This window comes from Vibrio rhizosphaerae (assembly GCF_024347095.1).
Classification (GTDB): Bacteria; Pseudomonadota; Gammaproteobacteria; order Enterobacterales; family Vibrionaceae; genus Vibrio; species Vibrio rhizosphaerae.
This window is the reverse complement of the sequence record NZ_AP024904.1, coordinates 1,021,332-1,044,134: the sequence shown is the minus strand read 5'-3', so window position 1 is coordinate 1,044,134 and position 22,803 is coordinate 1,021,332. Positions and strand designations below refer to the sequence as shown.

The 22,803-nt window shown below is 47.1% G+C and carries 18 protein-coding genes; 14 read left to right on the top strand and 4 right to left on the bottom strand.

The features are described from left to right. Nucleotides 1-3 precede the first annotated feature (3 nt). The 7 genes from cyoB (at nucleotide 4) to glgB (ending at nucleotide 11,459) form a co-directional block, all read left to right on the top strand. Nucleotides 4-2,028: a cytochrome o ubiquinol oxidase subunit I gene (cyoB, locus tag OCV37_RS19715; RefSeq protein ID WP_038184705.1), complete on the top strand. Its 2,025-nt coding sequence runs from the start codon at nucleotides 4-6 to the stop codon at nucleotides 2,026-2,028. After that, nucleotides 2,018-2,623, top strand: a complete 606-nt coding sequence (gene cyoC, locus OCV37_RS19710; RefSeq protein WP_038184498.1) for a cytochrome o ubiquinol oxidase subunit III — start codon at nucleotides 2,018-2,020, stop codon at nucleotides 2,621-2,623. The genes cyoB and cyoC overlap by 11 nt, the downstream gene beginning before the upstream one ends. Continuing rightward, complete coding sequence (cyoD, locus tag OCV37_RS19705) at nucleotides 2,620-2,934, top strand: cytochrome o ubiquinol oxidase subunit IV (RefSeq protein ID WP_038184500.1); 315 nt, start codon at nucleotides 2,620-2,622, stop codon at nucleotides 2,932-2,934. The genes cyoC and cyoD overlap by 4 nt, the downstream gene beginning before the upstream one ends. A 10-nt stretch (nucleotides 2,935-2,944) precedes the next feature. Then, nucleotides 2,945-3,811, top strand: a complete 867-nt coding sequence (gene cyoE / locus OCV37_RS19700) for a heme o synthase (RefSeq protein ID WP_038184502.1) — start codon at nucleotides 2,945-2,947, stop codon at nucleotides 3,809-3,811. Between the two features lie 531 nt (nucleotides 3,812-4,342). Continuing rightward, nucleotides 4,343-6,796, top strand: coding sequence for a glycogen/starch/alpha-glucan phosphorylase (locus OCV37_RS19695; protein ID WP_038184504.1), 2,454 nt, complete (start codon nucleotides 4,343-4,345; stop codon nucleotides 6,794-6,796). Nucleotides 6,797-6,909: 113 nt separating this feature from the next. Continuing rightward, entirely contained in the window at nucleotides 6,910-9,099 is a 2,190-nt protein-coding gene (gene malQ, locus OCV37_RS19690) for a 4-alpha-glucanotransferase (RefSeq protein WP_390902310.1), read from the top strand. 167 nt (nucleotides 9,100-9,266) lie between these two features. Continuing rightward, nucleotides 9,267-11,459: a 1,4-alpha-glucan branching protein GlgB gene (glgB, locus tag OCV37_RS19685; protein WP_038184508.1), complete on the top strand. Its 2,193-nt coding sequence runs from the start codon at nucleotides 9,267-9,269 to the stop codon at nucleotides 11,457-11,459. Nucleotides 11,460-11,517: 58 nt separating this feature from the next. On the opposite strand, the gene OCV37_RS19680 is transcribed toward glgB, so the two are convergent. Then, complete coding sequence (locus tag OCV37_RS19680) at nucleotides 11,518-14,376, bottom strand: FAD-binding and (Fe-S)-binding domain-containing protein (protein ID WP_038184509.1); 2,859 nt, start codon at nucleotides 14,374-14,376, stop codon at nucleotides 11,518-11,520. A gap of 241 nt (nucleotides 14,377-14,617) precedes the next feature. Between OCV37_RS19680 and OCV37_RS19675 the strand changes: the two genes are divergently transcribed. Continuing rightward, entirely contained in the window at nucleotides 14,618-14,944 is a 327-nt protein-coding gene (locus OCV37_RS19675) for a hypothetical protein (protein WP_038184513.1), read from the top strand. Between the two features lie 80 nt (nucleotides 14,945-15,024). On the opposite strand, the gene OCV37_RS19670 is transcribed toward OCV37_RS19675, so the two are convergent. Then, on the bottom strand, nucleotides 15,025-15,291 hold the full coding sequence (locus tag OCV37_RS19670; RefSeq protein WP_038184707.1) for a YrhK family protein: 267 nt from the start codon (nucleotides 15,289-15,291) through the stop codon (nucleotides 15,025-15,027). Between the two features lie 293 nt (nucleotides 15,292-15,584). Here OCV37_RS19670 and lpdD point away from each other — a divergent pair, with 293 nt between their 5' ends. Together lpdD and OCV37_RS19660 are read left to right on the top strand one after the other, a co-directional pair. Continuing rightward, complete coding sequence (lpdD, locus tag OCV37_RS19665; RefSeq protein ID WP_051680775.1) at nucleotides 15,585-15,992, top strand: prenylated flavin chaperone LpdD; 408 nt, start codon at nucleotides 15,585-15,587, stop codon at nucleotides 15,990-15,992. 266 nt (nucleotides 15,993-16,258) lie between these two features. Beyond that, a complete protein-coding gene (locus tag OCV37_RS19660; RefSeq protein ID WP_084717519.1) occupies nucleotides 16,259-17,410 on the top strand; it encodes an MFS transporter in 1,152 nt (383 codons plus the stop codon). A gap of 98 nt (nucleotides 17,411-17,508) precedes the next feature. Here the strand turns inward: OCV37_RS19660 and OCV37_RS19655 are convergent, their stop codons facing one another. Further along, nucleotides 17,509-17,925, bottom strand: a complete 417-nt coding sequence (locus OCV37_RS19655; protein WP_038184517.1) for a MarR family winged helix-turn-helix transcriptional regulator — start codon at nucleotides 17,923-17,925, stop codon at nucleotides 17,509-17,511. A 220-nt stretch (nucleotides 17,926-18,145) separates the two neighbouring features. Between OCV37_RS19655 and OCV37_RS19650 the strand changes: the two genes are divergently transcribed. The 4 genes from OCV37_RS19650 (at nucleotide 18,146) to OCV37_RS19635 (ending at nucleotide 22,242) form a co-directional block, all read left to right on the top strand. Next, nucleotides 18,146-18,751 (top strand): non-oxidative hydroxyarylic acid decarboxylases subunit B, encoded by a 606-nt coding sequence (locus OCV37_RS19650; RefSeq protein WP_038184519.1) that lies wholly within the window; start codon nucleotides 18,146-18,148, stop codon nucleotides 18,749-18,751. Continuing rightward, nucleotides 18,741-20,180, top strand: a complete 1,440-nt coding sequence (locus OCV37_RS19645; RefSeq protein WP_038184521.1) for a non-oxidative hydroxyarylic acid decarboxylases subunit C — start codon at nucleotides 18,741-18,743, stop codon at nucleotides 20,178-20,180. Before OCV37_RS19650 ends, OCV37_RS19645 begins: the two co-directional genes overlap by 11 nt. Next, entirely contained in the window at nucleotides 20,177-20,413 is a 237-nt protein-coding gene (locus tag OCV37_RS19640; protein ID WP_038184523.1) for a non-oxidative hydroxyarylic acid decarboxylases subunit D, read from the top strand. The genes OCV37_RS19645 and OCV37_RS19640 overlap by 4 nt, the downstream gene beginning before the upstream one ends. Nucleotides 20,414-21,021: 608 nt before the next feature. Then, a complete protein-coding gene (locus tag OCV37_RS19635; protein ID WP_038184524.1) occupies nucleotides 21,022-22,242 on the top strand; it encodes a glycoside hydrolase family 30 beta sandwich domain-containing protein in 1,221 nt (406 codons plus the stop codon). Between the two features lie 138 nt (nucleotides 22,243-22,380). On the opposite strand, the gene OCV37_RS19630 is transcribed toward OCV37_RS19635, so the two are convergent. Next, nucleotides 22,381-22,803 carry an MAPEG family protein gene (locus OCV37_RS19630; protein WP_038184526.1) on the bottom strand — a complete coding sequence of 141 codons (423 nt, stop codon included), beginning with the start codon at nucleotides 22,801-22,803 and terminating at the stop codon, nucleotides 22,381-22,383.

Below are 22,803 nucleotides of genomic sequence, written 5' to 3'. Positions count from 1 at the left end.
ATTATGTTTGGAAGATTAACACTGGACTCCATTCCATATCATGAGCCCATTATCATGATTACGCTGTCTGTCATCGCGGTGGTCGGTCTGGCTGTCGTGATTTGGGTAACGCGTCTTGGTAAATGGCAATATCTATGGAATGAATGGTTTACTTCAGTAGACCACAAAAAATTAGGTTTCATGTACATTGCGGTCGCCTTCGTGATGCTGCTGCGTGGATTTGCCGATGCGGTGATGATGCGAAGTCAGCAAGCGTTGTCTGCTGCGGGTGAAGCCGGTTATCTACCGCCACATCACTATGACCAGATCTTTACGGCTCACGGTGTCATCATGATCTTCTTTGTGGCGATGCCACTAGTGATCGGTTTGATGAACATTGTTGTGCCGCTACAGATTGGTGCGCGTGACGTGGCTTTCCCGTATCTGAACAACTTAAGTTTCTGGTTGTTTATTGTGGGTGTGATTCTGACCAACCTGTCTTTGGGCTTAGGTGAATTTGCGCGGACCGGTTGGTTGGCTTATCCACCACTGTCAGGGATTGCGGCAAGTCCGGGGGTCGGTGTCGACTACTGGATATGGGCGTTGCAGATATCGGGTGTCGGGACAACGCTGACCGGGGTGAACTTCTTTGTCACCATTATGCGGATGCGTACCCCGGGAATGCCACTGATGAAGATGCCTGTTTTCACTTGGGCTTCATTGTGTGCAAACATTCTGATCATTATCTCATTCCCGATTCTGGCTGTTTCTATTGCACTTCTGACGTTAGACCGTTATCTGGGTTTCCACTTCTTCACCAACGATATGGGTGGGAACATGATGATGTACATCAACCTGATTTGGGCATGGGGTCACCCTGAGGTATATATCCTCGTTCTGCCTATTTTCGGGGTGTTCTCTGAAGTGACCGCAACCTTCTCGCGGAAAAAACTGTTCGGCTATACATCTCTGGTGTGGGCAACCATTGCCATTACGATTCTGGCCTTTATCGTTTGGCTGCATCACTTCTTTACGATGGGTGCCGGAGCGAATGTCAACGCCTTCTTTGGTATCGCAACCATGATTATCTCTATCCCGACCGGGGTGAAGATCTTTAACTGGCTGTTTACGATGTACAAAGGACGCATTCAGTTTACATCGCCGATGCTGTGGACCATTGGATTCCTGATTACTTTCAGTATCGGTGGGATGACCGGGGTGCTGATGGCTGTTCCGGGTGCTGACTTTGTCCTGCATAACAGTGTATTCCTTGTCGCTCACTTCCATAACGTGATTATCGGTGGGGTTGTCTTCGGTTGTTTCGCTGCGATTACTTACTGGTTCCCGAAAGCGACTGGTTTCATGATGAATGAAGCATGGGGACGCCGTGCGTTCTGGTGTTGGTTGATCGGTTTCCTGATGGCCTTCCTGCCACTATATGCGCTTGGTTTTATGGGGATGACGCGCCGTTTGAGTCAGGATATCAGCCCTGATTATTTCCCACTGCTTGCGACGGCAGCCGTCGGTACTGCGATTGTTGCGCTCGGGGTGCTGTGTCAGGTGACGCAGATTGTTGTCAGTATCAGAGACCGGGAACAAAACCGTGATGTGACTGGCGACCCTTGGGATGGCCGTACATTGGAATGGTCGACATCTTCTCCACCACCGTTTTATAACTTTGCGGTGATTCCGAAAGGGGATGAAATCGATGCATTCTGGTATCAGAAGCAAAAAGGTGAGCATTCGCTTGATAAAGAAGTCGAATATGAACCGATTCATATGCCGAAAAACACTCCGACAGGGATGTACGTCTCTGCATGGTCTCTGGTCTTTGGTTTCGCAATGATTTGGTATATCTGGTGGCTCGCGGCTATCGGCTTTATCGGTATCGTTGTAACAAGTATCTGGCATAGCTTTAACGATGATGTTGATTACTATGTTCAGGTGGATGAAATCAAAGCGATTGAAGATGAACACCGCGCTAAGGTTGCGAAAGCAAAGGCGGACTCTCAATCGAAAGATGATATGGAGGTGAACTATGCAGGCTAATTCTGCCGCAGATCATGCGCATGATCACCACCATGACACCGGTGGTAACAAGTTATTCGGTTTTTGGATTTACTTGATGAGTGACTGTATTTTGTTTGCAACGTTGTTTGCAACTTATGCAGTGCTTGCCAATGCAACCGCTGGTGGCCCCAGCGGTAAAGAAATCTTTGAGTTGCCATTTGTTTTTGTCGAAACCATGTTACTGCTGCTCAGTAGTATTACGTTTGGCTTTGGCATGATTGCGATGAAACGCAAACAAATTGGTGCCCTGAAATTGTGGTTGGTGATTACCTTCTTGTTCGGGGCTGGCTTTATCGGTATGGAAATCTATGAATTCCACCATCTGATTGTTGAAGGCTATGGCCCGGATCGCAGTGCGTTCCTGTCTGCATTCTTCACCTTGGTTGGAACGCATGGTCTTCACGTGACCTTTGGTTTGATTTGGTTGTTTGTTTGTTTCTGGCAATTGAATACCAAAGGTTTGACCGACATGATCGAAACTCGGTTCGGCTGTCTGAGCTTGTTCTGGCACTTCCTTGATATCGTCTGGATTTGTGTATTTACATTCGTTTATTTAGTTGGGGTGACATCATGAGTAACCAACACGCTGACTCAGGAGTGAAGGGATATGTGATTGGCTTCGTTGCCTCTCTGATCTTAACGATTATTCCTTTTTACTATGCTGCGACACAAAGCCTCTCGACCGGAACAACATTTGCTGTTCTGTTCGGTTGCGCCATTGTTCAGGTGATTGTTCATTTTGTCTACTTCCTGCATATGGAAACCAAGACGAGTGAAGGTCGCTGGAATTTCATTTCACTGGTGTTTTCTGCGATTGTTGTTCTGATTCTGATCGCTGGTTCTATCTGGATTATGTGGAACCTAAACATCAATATGATGATGTAGGCGCAGGCTGATGATTAAAGGGTATCTATCGATCACCAAACCAGGCATTATCGTGGGTAACCTGATCTCTACGGCTGCGGGATTTTTTCTCGCAGCCAAAGCGGAATCAGCCTCATCAATGTTACTGCTTTGTACGCTTGCCGGGGTGGCTTTGATCATCGCGTCAGGGTGTGTCATTAATAATATTTTTGACCGTGATATCGATAGCAAAATGGCACGTACCAGTCAGAGATTATTGGTGCGTGGTGAGATTAATGTTGATCATGCATTTATCTACGCCATCGTCTTATTACTCGCTGGAACAGCGCTCTTGTACCAACAGACAAACCCACTGACCGCCGTTGTGGTTTTATTGGGTTATGTCTTCTATGTCTTCTTTTATACGATGTGGTACAAGCGGACGTCAGTCTACGGCACATTGGTCGGGAGTATTTCTGGGGCGGTGCCGCCGTTGGCTGGCTATCTCGCAGTGACGAATTATGTCAGTCTGGAAGGCGTGCTATTGTTTAGCTTATTCTGCCTCTGGCAGATGCCTCACTCCTATGCGATTGCGATGTTCCGACTTCAGGACTATCGTCAGGCGGGAATTCCTGTGCTGCCGGTCGTGGCCGGGATCGATAAGGCGCGCAAGCATATGATGGCCTATGTGATCGCATTTAATGCTGTTGCGTTGGGGTTATACCTTGTCGGAAACACCGGTTATGAATATCTGGTGGTGGCCTCGGCAGTTTGCTTTATGTGGACCCGTGTTACATTCCGTCGTATGACCGCGGATAACTTTGAAGCATGGTCGAAAACGGTGTTTAAACACTCGCTCATTGTGGTGATGAGTTTCAGTGCCGTCCTCGGCGTTGAGCTGCTCCCGCTGAGTTTCTAGCGATAGTGCACACATCTTCTGCAAATCATAAAGGCATCATTGGATGCCTTTATTTTTATCACCTTGCATAACATTCCCTTCATTTCTTTGCTCATACTCTTTTCCGGATAGCTTTCTACTGATTGTAAGTATTTACTTACATACCCGTGTCGTTACATTGGAATACATCACTTTTGTCTGGTTGAGAGAAAAAATGACGAAAAAATAATCATATCGCTGGTGCTTTGGTCAGATGTTATGTTATCAATATGTGATTATTGTCACTTTTTGTAGACATTATCCACTGAAAAAGACGCAAGGAGTTCAATTTAACGACTAAGGTTACTATCTAAAGGTATTGTGAGTCATGTTCAACACAGAAGTTGATATGTATCACACCTCAACTTGGTAAGACGGCTGTATACCATATGATTTTCATGACTGAGAGGAAGTGACTGCGACAGTTTCTTCGTATCCAACGTTTCTTGAGCCCAGTCAGTACTGGCAGAGACGGATTTCAGTCAGCTCGTTACCTGTTTGGGAGGGGTTACGATGAAAGCAGTATTGCAGAAGTCATTTGATAAGACGCTGTTTCTGGAGAATGTAAAGCGTCATCTGACATCAACCTATGCAACTACCGTTGAACATGCGACCAAGCGTTCTTGGTATTTGGCCATGTCCCGGGCGTTGGCAGAACTCACCACATTTGATCTACTAGAAACAGAGCAGGATGAACGGATTCTGAATGCGAAAAGTGTCAATTATCTTTCTCTGGAATTTCTGATTGGTCGTCTGACCGGTAATAACTTACTCAATATGGGCGTTTATGAGGCCATTGGCGATGCCGTGGCTGAATTGGGACTTGATTTAAGTGACTTGCTTGAAGAAGAACGGGATCCCTCACTGGGTAATGGCGGGTTAGGGCGTCTGGCTGCTTGTTTTATGGATTCTCTGGCTGCTCAGGAATTCCCTTCCGTTGGCTATGGGCTGCACTATGAATATGGGCTGTTTAAACAGTCATTTGATGCGTGCCATCAAAAAGAAGCGCCGGATGCGTGGGGTGGGATCGAAGGCTATCCGTGGGAAGTGGCACGGCCGGAACTGGCACAGGAAATTGGCTTTTACGGCTATGTCACTAACGAAACGGTCGATGGACAGGAAAAAAGAAAATGGATTCCGGGCATGACGGTGATGGGAATGCCATGGGACATTCCTGTCGTCGGCTATAAAAGTGAAACGGTATATCCGCTGCGTTTATGGGAGTGTCGGGCGATTGCGCCATTCTCTTTAGAAAGTTTCAATAATGGCAACTACTTTGAGGCACAGCACGCCTTGATTGATGCCGGCAACATAACCAAAGTGCTCTATCCGAATGATAATCATGAAAAAGGCAAGACACTGCGTTTGATGCAGCAGTATTTTCACAGCGCGGCTTCGGTGCGTGACATTCTTCGTCGTCATGAAGCAGCCGGGCATTCATTGTCGGAGTTACCTCAGTATGAAACGATCCAACTCAATGATACCCACCCGGCGATCGCCATTCCTGAGTTGATGCGAATTTTTATCGATGAACAAGCGATGTCTTGGGAGGATGCATGGGGTATCTGTAGTCAGACATTCGCCTATACCAACCATACCTTGTTACCTGAAGCATTAGAAACATGGGATGAAGCATTGATTCAGCGTTTGTTGCCACGTCATATGGAAATCATCTACGAGATTAATCACCGCTTCTTGCAGGAGGTTCGGGAAAAATGGCCCGGTGATGGGGATAAGCAACAAAAGCTCTCCATCATTCAGGAAGGATTTCACCGGATGGTAAGAATGGCTAATCTTTGTGTCGTGGGGTCTTATGCGGTCAATGGTGTGGCTGCGCTCCATTCAGCGCTGGTCAAACAAGACCTGTTTCCTGAATTTGATGAACTCTATCCAAATCGGTTGATGAATGTCACCAATGGCATCACACCTCGTCGCTGGCTCCAGTATTGTAATCCGGGACTATCCCACCTGATTACTGAAAAAATAGGAGACCACTGGCCTGTTGCGCTGGATGAATTGGCGCAACTCTCTCAATGGGCCGATGATAATGCGTTTCAGAAAGCCTTTATGGCCGTCAAGAAAGACAACAAAGTGCGTCTGGCCAAGTGGGTCAAAACCCATATGGATATTGAACTGAATACCGACGCGATTTTTGATGTGCAGATTAAACGGCTGCATGAATATAAGCGTCAACATTTGAATATGCTGCATATTCTTTCGCTTTATCACCGTTTACTGAATCAGCCTGATTTTGACATGGTGCCCCGGGTGTTTATTTTTGCCGCCAAAGCGGCACCGGGTTATTACCTTGCCAAAGAAATTATCTACGCAATTAATAAGATCGCAGAAAAGATCAACCATGATGAACGGGTGAACGACAAATTAAAAGTGGTGTTCATTCCTGATTATCGGGTCAGTATGGCTGAGATTATCATTCCGGCAGCGGATGTTTCCGAACAGATCTCAACGGCAGGGAAAGAAGCGTCCGGGACCGGGAATATGAAAATGGCGCTCAATGGTGCGTTGACCATCGGCACGATGGATGGGGCCAACGTTGAAATCCGTGAAGAAGTTGGTGATGAGAATATCTATATTTTCGGGCTGGAAGTTGAAGACGTGAATCGCCTCAGAGCCAGTGGATACAACCCGTTTGACTACTACAATGCTGATCCGTTGCTGAAAGCTTCGCTTGATTTATTGATCGGTGAAGAATTTACCCCCGGAGAGCCGAGAAAGCTCAGAGCCACCTATGAAAGCCTTTTAGATGGCGGAGACCCTTATTTGGTACTTGCTGATTTTGCCGCTTATATTGAGGCTCATCGTCAGATTGATGTGCAGTATCGCGATGTGGCGGGGTGGGCGAAAAAAGCCATATTGAATACCGCCCTGGTTGGCAAATTCAGTTCTGATCGAAGTATTCGTGATTATGTTGATCAGATATGGAAGCTTCAATCGGTTCCACGCTAAGGCGATGGTGTGGGATGCCGGTGGCTGTTGTGACGTTAACGAACGGCTGACCATCGGACGCGGACGGTGACTCAGCATGTCACCACTTCTATATCAGGAGGGCTGTCATGGAAATTGAACAAGACCGCTTATTGGCGGTCGCCCATCAGGCGGGGATTGCTGATCGCTATACCAGTAATTTAGGGAAAGAAGCCGTTGTCAGTCGCCAAACGATTGAATATTTACTCAATGCGTTGGGTTATGACACGCAGTCACAGGAGGCATTACTTCACTCAGCTGAGAGAATTCATAAACAGCCGATTCTGGAGCCGGTTTTGTTTGGTCAGGCTGATCAGGTGATTGAAGTGCCGTTGTATCTCGGCAGTAGTGCAAGAGAAAGTGAGTTTCAGTGGACGCTGGAAACCGAGCAGGGAGAACGCTACGAAGGGTATCTTCAGTCCCAGATTGTCAGAGATGAGCGGGATGAAGGCGGGCCGCTGGTGTTTTCTTTATCGACGGTACTGCCTCTTGGCTATCACACTTTATCGGTATTACGGAAAGGACGTCAGACGCCTTATCAGACCAGAATTATTGTGGCACCACCTGCCTGTTTCAAGCAACCGGCATTGCAGCAGGGTGAGAAATTATGGGGCCCCAGCGTGCAGTTGTATACCTTGCGTTCGCAACAGAACTGGGGGATCGGTGATTTTGGTGACTTGAAACAACTTGTGATCAAGATGGCTGAATTGGGCGCAAATTTTGTCGGCTTAAATCCGATCCATGCCTTGTTTCCTGCTTATCCTGAAAGTGCCAGCCCTTACAGCCCTTCTTCTCGCCGTTGGATTAATCTTTTATACATTGATGTGAATGCGATTCCTGAATTGAGTGGCTGCCCACAGGCCCAGCAACAGATCGCGAGCCCCGATTTCTGTCAACGCCTGAGTGCAGTAAGAGCCAGTGAATGGGTTCAGTATACCGATGTTGCCGCACTGAAAATGGAAATTCTGCCGCTGCTCTATGAGACTTTTAAACATCAGCATTTGGACATATTGACTGAACGCGGACAGGCATTTCATGATTTTGTTGCGCAAGGCGGTGAGTCTTTACTCTCTCAGGCCGCCTTTGACGCGATTCATGCTGACCTGTGTGAGCAAGATGCCCGTCTTTGGGGATGGCAGGTTTTCCCCGAGCATTATCAGCATTTTCACAGTGCTGCGGTACAAGATTATCTGCGTGAAAATCAGGATCGCATCAATTTGTATCTCTACTTGCAATGGATCGCCGATGAACAAATTCAGGCCGTCCAGCATACTGCGGAAGCACAAGGGATGGTAATCGGACTGTATCGCGATCTCGCCGTTGGTGTTGCTGAGTCCGGTGCGGAAGTGTGGGCGGATCAGGGCAACTTATTACTTGATGTCAGTATTGGTGCGCCGCCCGATGAACTGGGTCCGCTCGGGCAGAACTGGGGATTGCCGCCGCTCAATCCATTGACACTGAGAACACTCGCTTATGAACCTTTTATTCAGCTCCTGCGCGCCAATATGAAATATTGCGGCGCCTTGCGGATCGACCACATTCTGGGGCTGTTGCGGCTCTGGTGGATCCCCCGGGAAGAACCGGCGACTCAAGGGGCTTATCTGTATTATCGTGTGCATGAATTGCTTGCCATCCTAGCGCTGGAATCGCATCGCCATCAGTGTAGTGTCATTGGTGAAGACTTAGGTACGGTCCCGAAAGAGATCGTTACTCTGCTCGCAGATGCCGGCATCTATTCTTATAAAGTCTTCTTTTTTCAAACGGCTGAAGATGGCGGCTATTTTTCTCCGGCACATTATACCGTGCAGTCGATGTCGGCATTGTGTACTCATGACATGCCGACGCTACGGGGATTCTGGCACTGTCTGGATTTGAACATGGGGCGTGACATCGGGCTTTATCCTGATGAAGCACAGCTTAAATACAGAATGGATGTTCGTTTGCATCAGAAACAAGCTATTTTGGATTCGATTGCCTGGCATGGGCTGTTGCCTGACGGTGTCGGGCGGGATGCGATGACCGTGCCGATGAATGAAGCGTTGTGTGAAGCGATGCATTTACATATGGCTGCCGGTTCATCAGCACTGATGAGTATTCAACTCGAAGACTGGTTACAAATGGACAATCCCGTCAACATTCCCGGAACGGTTGAGGAATATCCCAATTGGCGGCGTAAGCTGTGTGTGCCGTTAGAAACATTATTCTCACTGCCATCGATACAACATTTGGCAGCACGAATATCGGCGACGAGAGCTTGTCAGCATCAGGTTACGACAGATGGGTGATCCCAGAGTTGAATGGACGTCACTCAACCGGATCCGATGGTTTTGTAAACTACAGGTTGAGTTATTTGAGCAACAGGTTGATGGCATCCGGGGATTTGACCGTGTCAGGATAGGGTATAGGTCTGATTGCGGGTAAAGATAGGTTCGTTAGGTTAGGAGTAAGGATATTGAAAACCGTTCAGAAGCAGAAGCTGACAAAAAAGCAGCAGACTTATCAAAAGTTGGCGCAGGCATCATTTGCTGATCCATTTGCCTTTTTAGGGCCATTTATTTCTCCCGAGCAAGGTGTTCTTAGGGTATGGATGCCCGGCGCACTTCAGGTCTTCGTGTTACTTGATGAACAGGATCCGATAGAAATGTCGCCAGAAGAAAGTGGCGGTTTTATTCTTCAGTCGGACATGGGGTTGCGTCTGACCCACTACCGTTTATTGGTACGCTGGAAAGGGGGAGAGCAGATCTTAGATGACCCGTACCAGTATCATGCTATCTATGCGGAATATGATGACTTACATACGCCGATCTCTATGTATCGACATCTTGGCGCGCAGTTCGTTACTCTGGAACGCGGTGGCAAGCAGATCGAGGGGATTCGTTTTCTCGTTTACGCACCTCATGCGTCATCCTGCGCGCTGATTGGCAACTTCAATCAGTGGGATGGGCGCCGTCACCCGATGCAACGGCTGGATTATGGTATCTGGGGGATCTTTATTCCGGAAATGACGGAAGGCACACAGTACAAATTTGAGATCAAAGGCCCGAATGGTGAAGGACTACCGCATAAAGCGGATCCGTGGGGCTTCTACGCGGAACAGTTCCCGTCATTGTCTTCTGTGACTTATGATCATACTCGTTATGACTGGCAGGATACGGCATGGCAACATCGGCCAATTACCGAAAAACGCAAAGAGCCATTGTCATTTTATGAATTACATATCGGTTCATGGAAGCTCGGGGCCGACGGAGAGTTTCTCAACTATCGGGAATTGGCCGATCTACTGGTGCCTTATCTGATCGATATGGGGTATACCCATGTTGAACTGATGCCGATTGCCGAACATCCTTTTTATGGTTCATGGGGGTATCAGCCGATTGGTCTGTTTGCACCAACCAGCCGTTATGGTTCACCGGATGATTTCAAGTATTTTGTCGATCAGTGTCATCAAGCCAATATTGGTGTGGTCTTAGATTGGGTCCCCGCTCATTTCCCGGCCGATGGCCATGGCCTGAATAATTTTGACGGGACGCCGCTTTATCACGATCCCGACCCGCGTCGTGGCTGGCATCAGGATTGGAATTCTTATATTTATGATATGGGCCGCGAACATGTGCGCCGTTTTTTGGTATCCAACGCGTTGTTCTGGTTTGACCGGTTCCACATTGACGGCATCCGCGTTGATGCGGTGGCTTCGATGCTTTATCTCGATTATTCGCGCAGCCATGATCAGTGGATCCCGAATGTTGACGGGGGACGGGAAAATTATGATGCGATCGCGACATTAAAATGGATGAATGAGGAAGTGTATAAACATTTCCCCAATGCGATGACTATTGCTGAAGAATCGACGGCATTCCCCGGAGTTTCCATGCCGACATTTCTCGGTGGATTGGGATTCGGTTTCAAATGGAATATGGGCTGGATGCATGACAGCCTTGAGTATATTCAGCATGACCCGGTGCACCGAAAATATCACCATAATGTAGTGACTTTCCCGTTACTGTATGCGTTTAGTGAAAACTATATTTTATCGCTGTCTCACGATGAAGTGGTTTACGGGAAGCGGTCACTGCACAATAAAATGCCGGGAGACGAATGGCAACAGACCGCTAATCTCAGAGCTTACCTCGGTTATATGTATGGTCAGCCGGGCAAGAAGCTCAATTTCATGGGGGCAGAATTCGGGCAAACCGGAGAGTGGCAACATGAAAGTCAGCTGCAATGGTTTTTGCTGGAATATGAACGTCATCAAGGGGTGTTGAAACTGACACAAGATTTGAATGCCCTGTATCGTCAGGAAAAAGCATTATATGAGACTGACTCGGTGCCAGAAGGATTTGAATGGCGTCTTGCTGATGCTGCGGAAATCAGTCTTTTGGCGCATGAACGTATCAGTGAATCCGGCGAGCGGATTCTGGTGATTAGTAATTTTACGCCCGTCCCTCATGATGATTTCCGGTTGGGAATGCCGGTACAGGGCCATTACCGACTGATTTTTAACTCAGATGATGAGGAATATCACGGCAGTGGTTATCGGGTGGTCAGTGCCGCTCAAACGGAACCGGTGGCGAGTCAGGGACTGACACATTCGTTGTTGTTACGGATACCGCCATTGGCGACGGTTTATTATAAATTAGAACCGTAGTCCGGACGTGTTGAAAAGCGACAGCCCAATTTACAATGTAAATCGGGCTGTCGTTTTTTCAAGCGTTGCTCTGAGCGGATACTTCATCCACCAGATATAAAATCGATTGATAAGGAATGCCGCTGTGGTGTGAAAGACCAATTTCACAGGTCAGGCTATGACTGAAACCGCGTTTACACTCCGGTGGAATCTGATTTTTCAGTGGTTGTAACGCTGCCTGATTCAACTCTGGTGTGGTGAAACCTTTATCTCCGGCCCAGCCGCAACACTGAATATGCTCGGGGACGATCACTTCACGGGCACAGGCTCGTGCCAGTTTTAACATCACATTTTCTAAGCCCATTTTGCGTGCACTACAGGTAATGTGCAGCAGAATCGTTTCTTCCGTCGGGGTTATGGTCAGCGATTCTAACAGGTAGCGGCTGACAAATTCTGCGGGTTCATAAATTTGTATGTCGGAACTCAATTCCGTTTTCAGCCGTTGCACACACGGGCTGGTATCGATCAGAACTGGATAACGGCCCTGCTTAGAGGCGTCGAGTAAGGTTTGCTCTAACTGTTGTGCCTTGTATTGTGCGTTTGATGTCATCCCTTTGCTGTCATAAGGCATGCCACAGCACTGTTCGTTTAAATGGTCAGGAATAATGACTGCAAATCCTGCTTTATCCAGAAGTCGGCGTGTGACTTCGGTGAGCGAGCGCTGATCTTGACCTTGTGGTGTGACCCCCATTGCCCGGCTCGCGCAGGAAGGAAAATAGACGACTTTCTTCTGGGCGTTGCACTCGCGATGTTTTGTCAGCACGTCACGATCATGGTTTGGTGTCGGGATTTCTGGCAACCACTGCGGTATCTTTATATGGTGACGTAAGCGCTGATTCCAGTGTTGCATCCGCTTTGCACCGAGCAGACGTGTTGTTGATGCATTGAGTTTGAGTCCGGTTCTGGCAAGTTGCGTTGTGGTGGCGAAATGGTTCGCGGTCCAGCGGGCAATTGCATCATAGCGCCGATATTTCTCGGTTCTCAGCTGTTTCACTAAATCACCGGTATTAATCCCGACCGGGCAGCGCGTGGCACACAAGCCTGTTGCCGCACAAGTATCGATGCCCTGATATTCAAAGGCTTGTTCTAACGCCTGAACATCTGCATGGTCTTCAGGGGTTCGACGATGTTGTAATTCCCGATACAATACAATCCGTTGGCGCGGGGTGAGGGTCAGGGTGCGGGAGGGACATACCGCTTCGCAAAAGCCACATTCAATACAGTGATCAACCAGTGGGTTGGCTGGTGGCATGGGTTTGAGATGTTGAACATGCGCTTGTGGGTCTGAATTGAGAATTACTCCGGGGTTGAGTCTGCCATGCGGGTCAAACAGCGTTTTAATGTGTTGCATCAGTGCATAGCCTGCTTCCCCCCACTCCAGTTCAACATAGGGGGCCATGTTTCTGCCTGTGCCGTGTTCTGCTTTCAGCGAGCCGCCATATTTGACCGCGACCAGTTGCGCGACATCATCCATAAATGCACGATACCGTTCGATTTCCTCCGGCGCTTCAAAGCCTTGGGTAAAGACAAAGTGTAAATTGCCCTCCAGCGCATGACCGAAAATAATCGCCTCATGGTAGTGATGTTTGTGAAACAGCATTTGCAAGTCACGCACACCGCCTGCCAGATGTTCAACCGGAAAGGCTACATCTTCAATAATGACCGTTGTTCCGGTTTCACGGACCGCGCCTACCGCCGGGAACAGGCCTTTACGGATTCCCCAGAGTGTGGTCACCGTTTGCTGATCCGTGGTAAATGGGACGGACTCCAGAATTGAATAAGTCGCGAGTTGCTGCATGATCTGCTCACATTGCGTTGTGAGTTGCAAATCATTGTGAGCATGAGACTCAATCAGCAACGCCGTTGCGTGTTCATCCAGTGTCGCAATAAAACCCGGCATACCCGGTTTGTCGGCAATGGCCCGCAGTGAACGCCCATCCATCATTTCCACGGCTGCTACCGGGGTCTGTTTGAGTGTGGTGACAGCCTGACTGGCTTGGTCTATGTCAGAAAAGACCAGCAGTGCTGATGCTTTAAACGGATGTTCTGCCACGGTGTGGTAGGTGATTTCGGCAATAAATCCTAACGTGCCCTCAGAGCCAATCATCAAATGTTTAATCACGTCTATTGGATCGGTGTAGTCAATCAAGGCATTGAGGGCATAGCCGGTGGTGTTTTTCAGGCGGTATTTATGCCGAATCAAATCCGTCAGTTGCCGGTTCGCTCGTGTTTGCTCGCAGAGCGTTTGAATTCCGTCGATCAACGTGGGGTTGTGTTGTTTGAATGCCTGAATGCTCGCCGGATCGGCGGTATTGAGTTCACTTCCGTTGGCCAGAATAATGTGGATGTCTGCAACGGTCTGATATGAGTTCTGTGCTGTTCCACAGCACATCCCGCTGGCATTGTTGGCCGCGATTCCCCCGATTTTACATGCGTTGATGGAGGCGGGATCCGGTCCGATTTTGCGTTGATAGGGTGCCAGATAACGATTGGCATCCGCCCCGATTACTCCGGGCTGTAAGCTGATTTTTCGGCCCTGATCTGCAATCTGATAGTTGCGCCAGTCGTCGGTCAGGGTGAGTAAGACTGAATCGGAGACTGCCTGACCGGACAGGCTGGTGCCGGCGGCCCGGAAGGTCAGGTGAATATCGAGTTCATGACAAACGCGCAACGTAAAAATGACCTCATCGATATTTTTCAATCGTAACACCACTTGCGGAATCAGGCGGTAAAAACTGGCATCCGTGCCGTAAGCTAACCGTTGTTCCGGTTGCGTGATAATACATTCAGGATCGAGCCGGGCTGATAAGCGGGTGACCAGGTGTTGGTATGGTGCTGATAGTTCTAAAGACGGATTCGATGAAGACTGACGTTGCATGATGTGACCTATTTGACTTTTTATAATGGGATTCATGAATCATCAATATAGCTGTTTTTGAATCTTTCGATCTGTTGTTTGCTGCACAGTTTGTTTTTTCGGTCAGGGAAATGATTGATTTCTTACATAATTAGTACGAATTCCTGACCTGAAATTTGAAATTGTCGCTGCGTAATTCACTACACTAGCTTCAGTCGATTTAATGTGAACGCATCAGCCGTTCGAAAAACAGGAGAGAAGTATGTCTAAACTATCCAACCCGATTGCCATGATGCTACTGACAACCGCAATTGCTTTTGGCCTAACGGCATGTAACGATGATAACGCAACTACTGAGAAAACCACCAGCAGCAGCGAACAAACCGACCCGGCAACAATGGATGCAGGCCAAGTGCCAGTCGATCCTGCGACAATGGATGGTGTTCAGACCATGGATAATGGCCAAAACTCACTTGATCAAAGCGCACCGAAGACAGATCAAGAGATGATGGGTGAAGCCCCTGAAATGAGTCAGGGTGTGGTCGGAGAAACGCCTGATGCTGGTAATGATAAGCATCAAGCGAAATAACGCTCGCCATTGATTTATTGTCCATCCTGCCTCATCGGCTCCCACGTGTATCAAAGGTAGACGTGGGAGCCGATGTCGTATCAATCGTTGCAGCGATTTTGGATCCGATAAAGATGAACCAGACTGGTGAGTTTGATGAAGGGTTTAATCAGGAGTTGAGCACTGCCGACGATAAATAGCCAAGTCCCGCTCTCAACCAACGAATTGTTTAAGAAAAAGAAGCTACCGATCAGAAACCAGATCGCAATGAGCAGATCATTGAAGGCACTCAGTGCTTCATAACGTTGCCGGATAACCAGATGTTCACTACCGATATTGATGTCCAGTTTGGTCTGTGTTTGATTAATCACTAAGCCTCCATTGTGCGATAATTGAATGGGTTGATTGAGTTCATAGATTGATTGAGCTGACCAAAGCAATCAGCTTGCTCGGATTGCATTGTGACTATCAGGGTAACATCTTCACCACAAAAACAAACATCCTCCGCGAATCATGATTTATTTTTCATGACCTTCAGGCGTCATTTAGTCTCAGTCGCTACCAATCATGAGGCTTTACACGCTGCCTCATTGCGACTACGATGCAGACCGCACCAGCAATACGGGCGGCGATTATCAATCACTGAAATAGGGAGAAAAGCATGACACCATCTCATCCGTCAGATGACATTGTGCGGTTAGCGCTCAAATCTGCTGATATTGTGATTGAATTAGTCGCTGTTCGCGTCGGGCGGGATTTGCTCGTGACCATCCATGGTGGAGATGCTGCACATATCGGTGCGGTTGCTTTGGCACAACCGCGGGCAAGCTTACAAGATGCATCGAAGGGGAGTGCATCGACCTCGGTGCTGTGTGTTATGGGCCACAAAGAAGACTTGTTGGCACATCATATCGCTCAGATGATTGCTTCTGCACTGAATTGTGTGGTTTCTGTCAGTTGTGGCATTCATATCGATCAGGCAACACCCGACCATCTATCCACAATTCCTCAGATGGTTGATACTCTGGCTCGTCAACTGATTGACCACCAACAAACAGCGACAGTGTGATCTGACACGATGAAACTATTTGAGTGAAAGATCGTTTTTAGTGTGATGAAGATCATGCTATGAAACACTGATTTAAAGTCGAGTGATTAGTTTTTTTAACCATATATTTCTCGTTATTTAATCAAAAATACCAATTTCTCTGTTTGATAAAAATTATTAATCGTTAAGACCACAATTTTTCATTTTATCTTTCCATGTGTTAGCGCGATATTCGCCGCGAAAATCTCCTGTTCCTTATTGTTCCACCTGATTTCGAGGCTATTCAGTTGAATACTTCCCCTGTTGCGACTCAGCGTATCGCGGTACCCGTGATCGCTTTGGCTCTGTATGCGATTGCGTCCGGCTATCTGATGAGCCTGATCCCGCTGATCCTGACTCACTATGAGCTTGATGAATCACTTGCGAGCTGGCTTGCCAGTGTTTTTTATGCAGGTTTATTGCTGGGGGCGATGATGATGGAACCTTTTGTGAATCGTTACGGGCATCGTATTGCGTTCATCTGGTGTCTGGTGATCTTACTCCTTTCGATTGTGGTATTACCATTTTTGCCTGATGCCTCGGTCTGGCTTGTTGCACGTTTTGTCGCCGGGATTGCGGTTGCCGGAGTCTTTGTGGTGGTCGAATCCTGGTTGTTACATGGTGAAGCGTCTCAACGGGCCAAGCGTTTAGGGATTTACATGGTGGCCTTGTATGGTGGTACTGCGGTTGGTCAGCTTGGGATCGGTTTAGGTGTCTCCGGGGACATACCATTTGCGATCATTATTGTGCTGTTAGTGTTGGCCTCTGCCGTATTAATCTATGGGAAAACGGATCAACCGCCGGCACAGCAAGCAACAAGTTTGTCCTGGAAACAGATGGCGAAGCTGGATCATGCGGCCCTGATTGGTTGCTTGGTTTCGGGACTGCTGCTTGGGGCGATTTATGGTCTGATGCCGGTTGAGCTGGCAAATCGTGGGATCGCGACCACGCACCTTGGCAGTTTGTTGGCGTTAGTGATTCTCGGGGCTATGGCGGTACAACCGATGATTCCCTGGTTCTCAAAATTGATGGGACGTAAACTCCTGATGGCCATGTTTTGTCTGGTCGGGGCTGGCGCGTCAGTCTTGCCTGTGCTTTATGCCGGAATGGAGACGTTGGTGATTGGATTATTTCTGTTGGGTATGGCAACGTTTGCCCTTTATCCGATTGCGATTAATCTGGGATGTGACAAGTTGGATGCCAACTACATTGTGTCTGCCACACAGGTCATGTTGTTTAGCTATAGCGTTGGTTCTGTTGTGGGGCCGATCATGGCTGACTGGTTCATGCAAGGCCGTCAGGGACTGCTTGGTTATTTATTTGTGATTTCTCTCAGTACCTGTCTTTATATGCTGTTTTCCAGTATCAAAACCAAGCGCCAGTGGGTTGCCGGGGGCTGATACTGCATACAAAGAACCGACCTATGTAAAAGCACCGACTCATCTCGGTGCTTTTGACGTTGTGGGGGCTTATCTCTGGATAAGCATATCGATGTCGGTTACGGGTTGACTGATAATGTACTCAGAATACGCAGTAACTGCTGTTGATCTGCGGCTGAGATACGACTCAGAAATTTCATATCGAGCGCTTGAACAACTTGCATTGACGCATGGTAAAGTTGTTCCCCTTCCTCGGTTAAATAGACAAAACGGCGTCTTTTGTCTTGGGTACCATGCTGTCGGTTAATCAGCCCCCGTTTTTCCATTCGGCCCAGTAGTTCTGCCAATGTTGCTTTGGTGGTAATGGCGGCTTCCACCAAGTCAACTTGTTCAATTCCCGGTGATTGGGCGATCGCATGTAAAACGGAAAACTGTGGTTTTGTGACATGGGGTAGTGCTTCCTGCCAACAGGACGTATGTGCTTGAAATAGTTTCCGCATTAAGTGAAATACAGCCGAATCTAATGTGTCAGTCATCTGTTCAGATCATCCTTGAGATTGATGAAGAAAGGAGGGCGCCGGGTCATTCAAAATATCCATTCATTACGTATATTATTAATTATATACGTAAGTTATCTCAAGGAAACGTCAGTCTCACTGATTTGAAATATTAAGATTGCTTTTTGGGTATATAAGATTTAGTTTAACCACATTGTTCGTGTACGAACAATGTGGTTAAACACAGTTTTGAGGGTGTATGAGGCTAATTGTTGGAATGACGGGTGCTACCGGAGCACCCCTGGCGGTCACGCTGTTGCAGGCTTTACAGCAAATCCCGGATGTAGAAACACATTTTGTGATGTCGCGTTGGGCAAAAACGACCATTGAACTTGAGACGTCGATGACGGCCAGAGAAGTCAGTCTTCTGGCCGATGTGACGCATCACTCTGCGGATCAGGCGGCTGCAATTTCATCCGGTTCATTCAGGACTGACGGGATGATTATTATTCCTTGCAGTATGAAAACGCTGGCCGGTATCCGCTCCGGATATGCGGAGGGGTTAATTGGCCGGGCTGCGGATGTGATCTTAAAAGAGCAACGTCGATTGGTGCTTGTTCCGCGGGAAATGCCGCTCAATCCGATTCACTTAGAGAATATGCTGGCGCTTGCCAGAATGGGGGTTGCAATGGTGCCCCCGATGCCTGCGTGGTACAACCGACCTGAGTCTGTCGAGGATATTAAACAGCATATTGTGACGAGGGTGCTGGACCAGTTTGGTCTGGATGCACCGTTTGCGAAGCGCTGGCAAGGTCTTTCTCAAGGAACCAATAGACATGATGGGGAAATCGTGAATGATTTTTGATGATTTAAGAAGTTATTTAGATGCGTTAGAAGCGCAAGGCCAGCTGCTGAGAGTTACCGAGCAGGTCAAAGCCGAACCGGATATCGCGGCTGCAGCCAATGCTGCCGGCAGAATCGGTGATGGCGCGCCGGCGCTTTGGTTCGACAATATTGAGGGATTTACTAATGCCAGAGTGGCGATGAATACCGTTGGATCATGGCCAAATCATGCAATATCGATTGGGTTACCACCGAATACGCCAGTCAAAGCGCAGATCGACGAATTCATTCGCCGTTGGGAGAATTTCCCGGTGGCGCCGGTATACCGGGATCATCCGCCTTGGGCAGAAAATACCGTCGATGGTGACGCGATCAATCTGTTTGATATTTTGCCGTTGTTCCGGCTCAACGACGGGGATGGTGGCTTCTATCTTGATAAGGCGTGTACGATTTCCCGGGATCCGACTGATCCGGAAAGTTTTGACAAGCAGAATGTCGGGATTTATCGGCTGGAAGTCAAAGGCAAAAGGAAGCTGGGTTTGCAACCGATTCCGATGCATGACATTGCGATTCATTTACATAAAGCAGAGGAAAGGGGAGAAGATCTGCCCGTTGCTATTGTGCTTGGTAATGATCCGATCATTACGCTGATGGGCGCGACACCGCTCAAATACGATCAGTCTGAGTACGATATGGCGGGTGCACTCAGAGAATCGCCTTATCCGATTGTGAAAGCGCCGCTGACCGGATTTGATGTGCCTTGGGGATCAGAAGTTGTGCTCGAAGGGGTCATTGAATGTGGTGTCCGTGAGATCGAAGGACCCTTCGGTGAGTTTACCGGACATTATTCGGGCGGACGAAGAATGACGGTGGTCAGAATTGATAAGGTCTCTTACCGGACGAATCCAATTTTCGAATCCTTATACCTCGGCATGCCATGGACAGAAGTTGATTATTTGATTGGGCCCGCAACTTGTGTTCCTTTATATCAACAACTCAAAGCCGAGTTTCCTGAAGTTCAGGCAGTGAATGCCATGTATACCCATGGGTTACTTGTGATTATTTCGACGAAGAAACGTTTTGGCGGGTTTGCCAGATCTGTCGGGATGCGTGCCATGACCACACCGCATGGCCTTGGCTATGTCAAAATGGTCATTATGGTCGATGAAGATGTTGATCCTTTCGATTTAAAACAAGTGATGTGGGCGATGTCATCAAAAGTGAACCCGGCTGGTGATTTAGTGCAACTGCACAATATGTCGGTCCTTGAACTGGATCCCGGCTCATCTCCAGCGGGTATCACGGATAAATTGATTATTGATGCGACAACGCCGGTAGCACCGGATAATCGAGGCAACTACGGGATGCCCGTGAAAGATCTGCCCGAGACGAAAGAATGGGTCGTCAAATTGACCCGAATGCTTGACGAAGCAAAGGGAGGTAAACAATGATTTGTCCACGCTGTGCTCATGAAGAGATTGTGTCACTTGCGCAATCCCCGGTTCCCGATGTATGGACGGTCTATCAATGTCAACGATGCCTCTATACCTGGCGTTCTACAGAGCCGCTCAGACGAACAAGTCGTGAGCATTACCCTGATAAATTTAAAATGACGCAGGCAGATATCGATAATGCGTTGCAATTACCAGAAATTCCCCCATTACTACCTGAGCATGAACGGTAATCATGGGTAGGAATAAACATCAGAGAGACACCTCGCCGGGGCGTCTCTCTTCCTTGCAGGCATCTTCATAAAACCGGGTCAAATTACATATCTCATAACTGATAGCTCAGTCATCAACATAAGATGAATAAATCATGTAAAATCATATGAAAATACAGGTTTGAATTTTATGATATATATTTTTAAATAGTCATCAATAAATAAAGAACTAGTGGTTTTTTTTCATGATTATTCGTTGGTCAATGTGTTTTTATATTCGAATCTCTCTCATTTAATTTAAATTTTTTATAATTTAAATTGTATTTAAATCAGTACGGCGTACGTCACAACAAACCAGGTTTTTATTGAATTAAATATATTTTATGAATACCTAATTACTAGGCGTTAGTCATATATTCTGACTTTTGTAGGTTGCACTTATTGTACAGCGTGGCATAGTGAGCAGAGCTGCCTAATATAGAGATTGGAATGAACTTCAAATTATTTTCTTTACTAGGTTGTTTTCGTTAAATTTCACTCACCAGATGATTTCTGTGTGGTTGAGTCAATCAATTGGCAGCGATCTCTGCCAGACAATATTGAACACTAACAAACAAGGTTGGGTAAATATGGAAATGAAAAAATTACTAGGGATTTCAACAGCTTTATTACTCAGTTCAATGAGTTTAAATGCTGTTGCAGGTTCTGTATACATTAATTTCAATACTGAATATCAAGAAATTGATGGGTTTGGTGCGATGAATGCGCCGGGGTGGGTCAATGATCTAACCTCTGCACAAGCGACCAAAGCATTTGGCAATGGTGACGGCCAAATGGGTTTATCCATTATGCGTATGCGAATCGATCCTGATTCAAATCAATGGTACAGACAAGTACCAACAGCTCAGATTGCTTATTCTTATGGTGCAAAACTATTGGCAACGCCTTGGTCACCACCTGCTTATATGAAGACCAACAATAATGTGAATAATGGTGGGAAACTTAAAAAAGAGCATTATTGGGGATATACCGACCATTTAATGGATTTTACCAATTATATGGCTGGTAAAAATGCGCCTATTTATGCCTTATCAATCCAAAATGAACCGGATTGGCATCCTAATTATGAGTCTTGCGACTGGTCGGGTGCAGACTTTGTCAATTATTTAAATGATCAAGGCTGGCGATTGGATTCTTCGCTTAAAATTTTAGCACCGGAATCATTAGGCTTTAATCCAGCTCTTTCTGATCCAATTTTAAAAGACTCTGTTGCAAGTAGTCATATTGATATCATTGGCGGACATTTATATGGTGTTCAACCCAGAAACTATCCGCTGGCACTGCAGAAAGGCAAAAAATTGTGGATGACCGAGCACTATACCGATACTGACAATGCCAATATTTGGGATAAAGCAATGAACGTTGGTTTAGAGCTGCACCAAAGCATGGTTTCTAACTATAGTGCGTATATCTGGTGGTATCTCCGTCGTAGCTACGGCATGTTAACTGAAGATGGTAACATCAGTAAACGTGGTTATATCATGTCACAATTCTCTAAATTCATCCGTCCGGGAGATGTACGTATTGCCGCAACGGAAGTTCCTGAGAGTAATGTTTATGTGACCGCTTATAAAAACCGTTCCGGTAAGCTTGTCATTGCAGTTGTTAACAAAACGAACTCACATAAGAAGCTAGACTTTACGTTACAAAATGGCACTGTGGGTTCAATGACAAAATATGTGACTTCAGCATCTCAGAATGTAGGTTACGCCGGTAAATATGCAGTCAGTAACAACCGATTTACGGCTTATGCGGATCCTTTGTCAGTGCAAACGTTCGTTTCTGAATAGTTTCTGAATAAGAAGATGATATCCGTCAAGGTGAGCTGACTTCACCTTGAACCTGAACCTTGAGGACTGTGTGACTCAAGGTTCAGTATTTTCTGAGGTGTGGGTTCGGGTCAATGTACCGTTTCATCCCTATCCTTGTCAGGCAAGCGTGAGCGCACATAAGACCAGTAAGCAGATATTGGACAACAGACCGAGTAAGAAGAAATAGGAGCGCGGACTAGGATTGACTTCTGTGGCAATCCCATAATACAAGGCCATGTGGACAATTCTTGCGCCGGCAAAAATCCAGATAAAAACGCCGGTCCAAAATACATCCGTGCCCATCAGAATGGCTAAAAACGATGTCCCCAACATGATCGGGAGATTTTCCAGCGAGTTCATAAAAGTACGGTGAGACCTGAAAACAAAAGAGTCATGGCTCAGTGATTGATCAATTTTCCCCGGGATGGCATCTTTTTGGGATGCTTTGGATGTTGCGGCAACCAGCCCTTGGATGAGCCATGTGAGAAGCATGACCAAAATCCCCCAGAAAGACGCTGTATATAGATCGATAAAACTCAT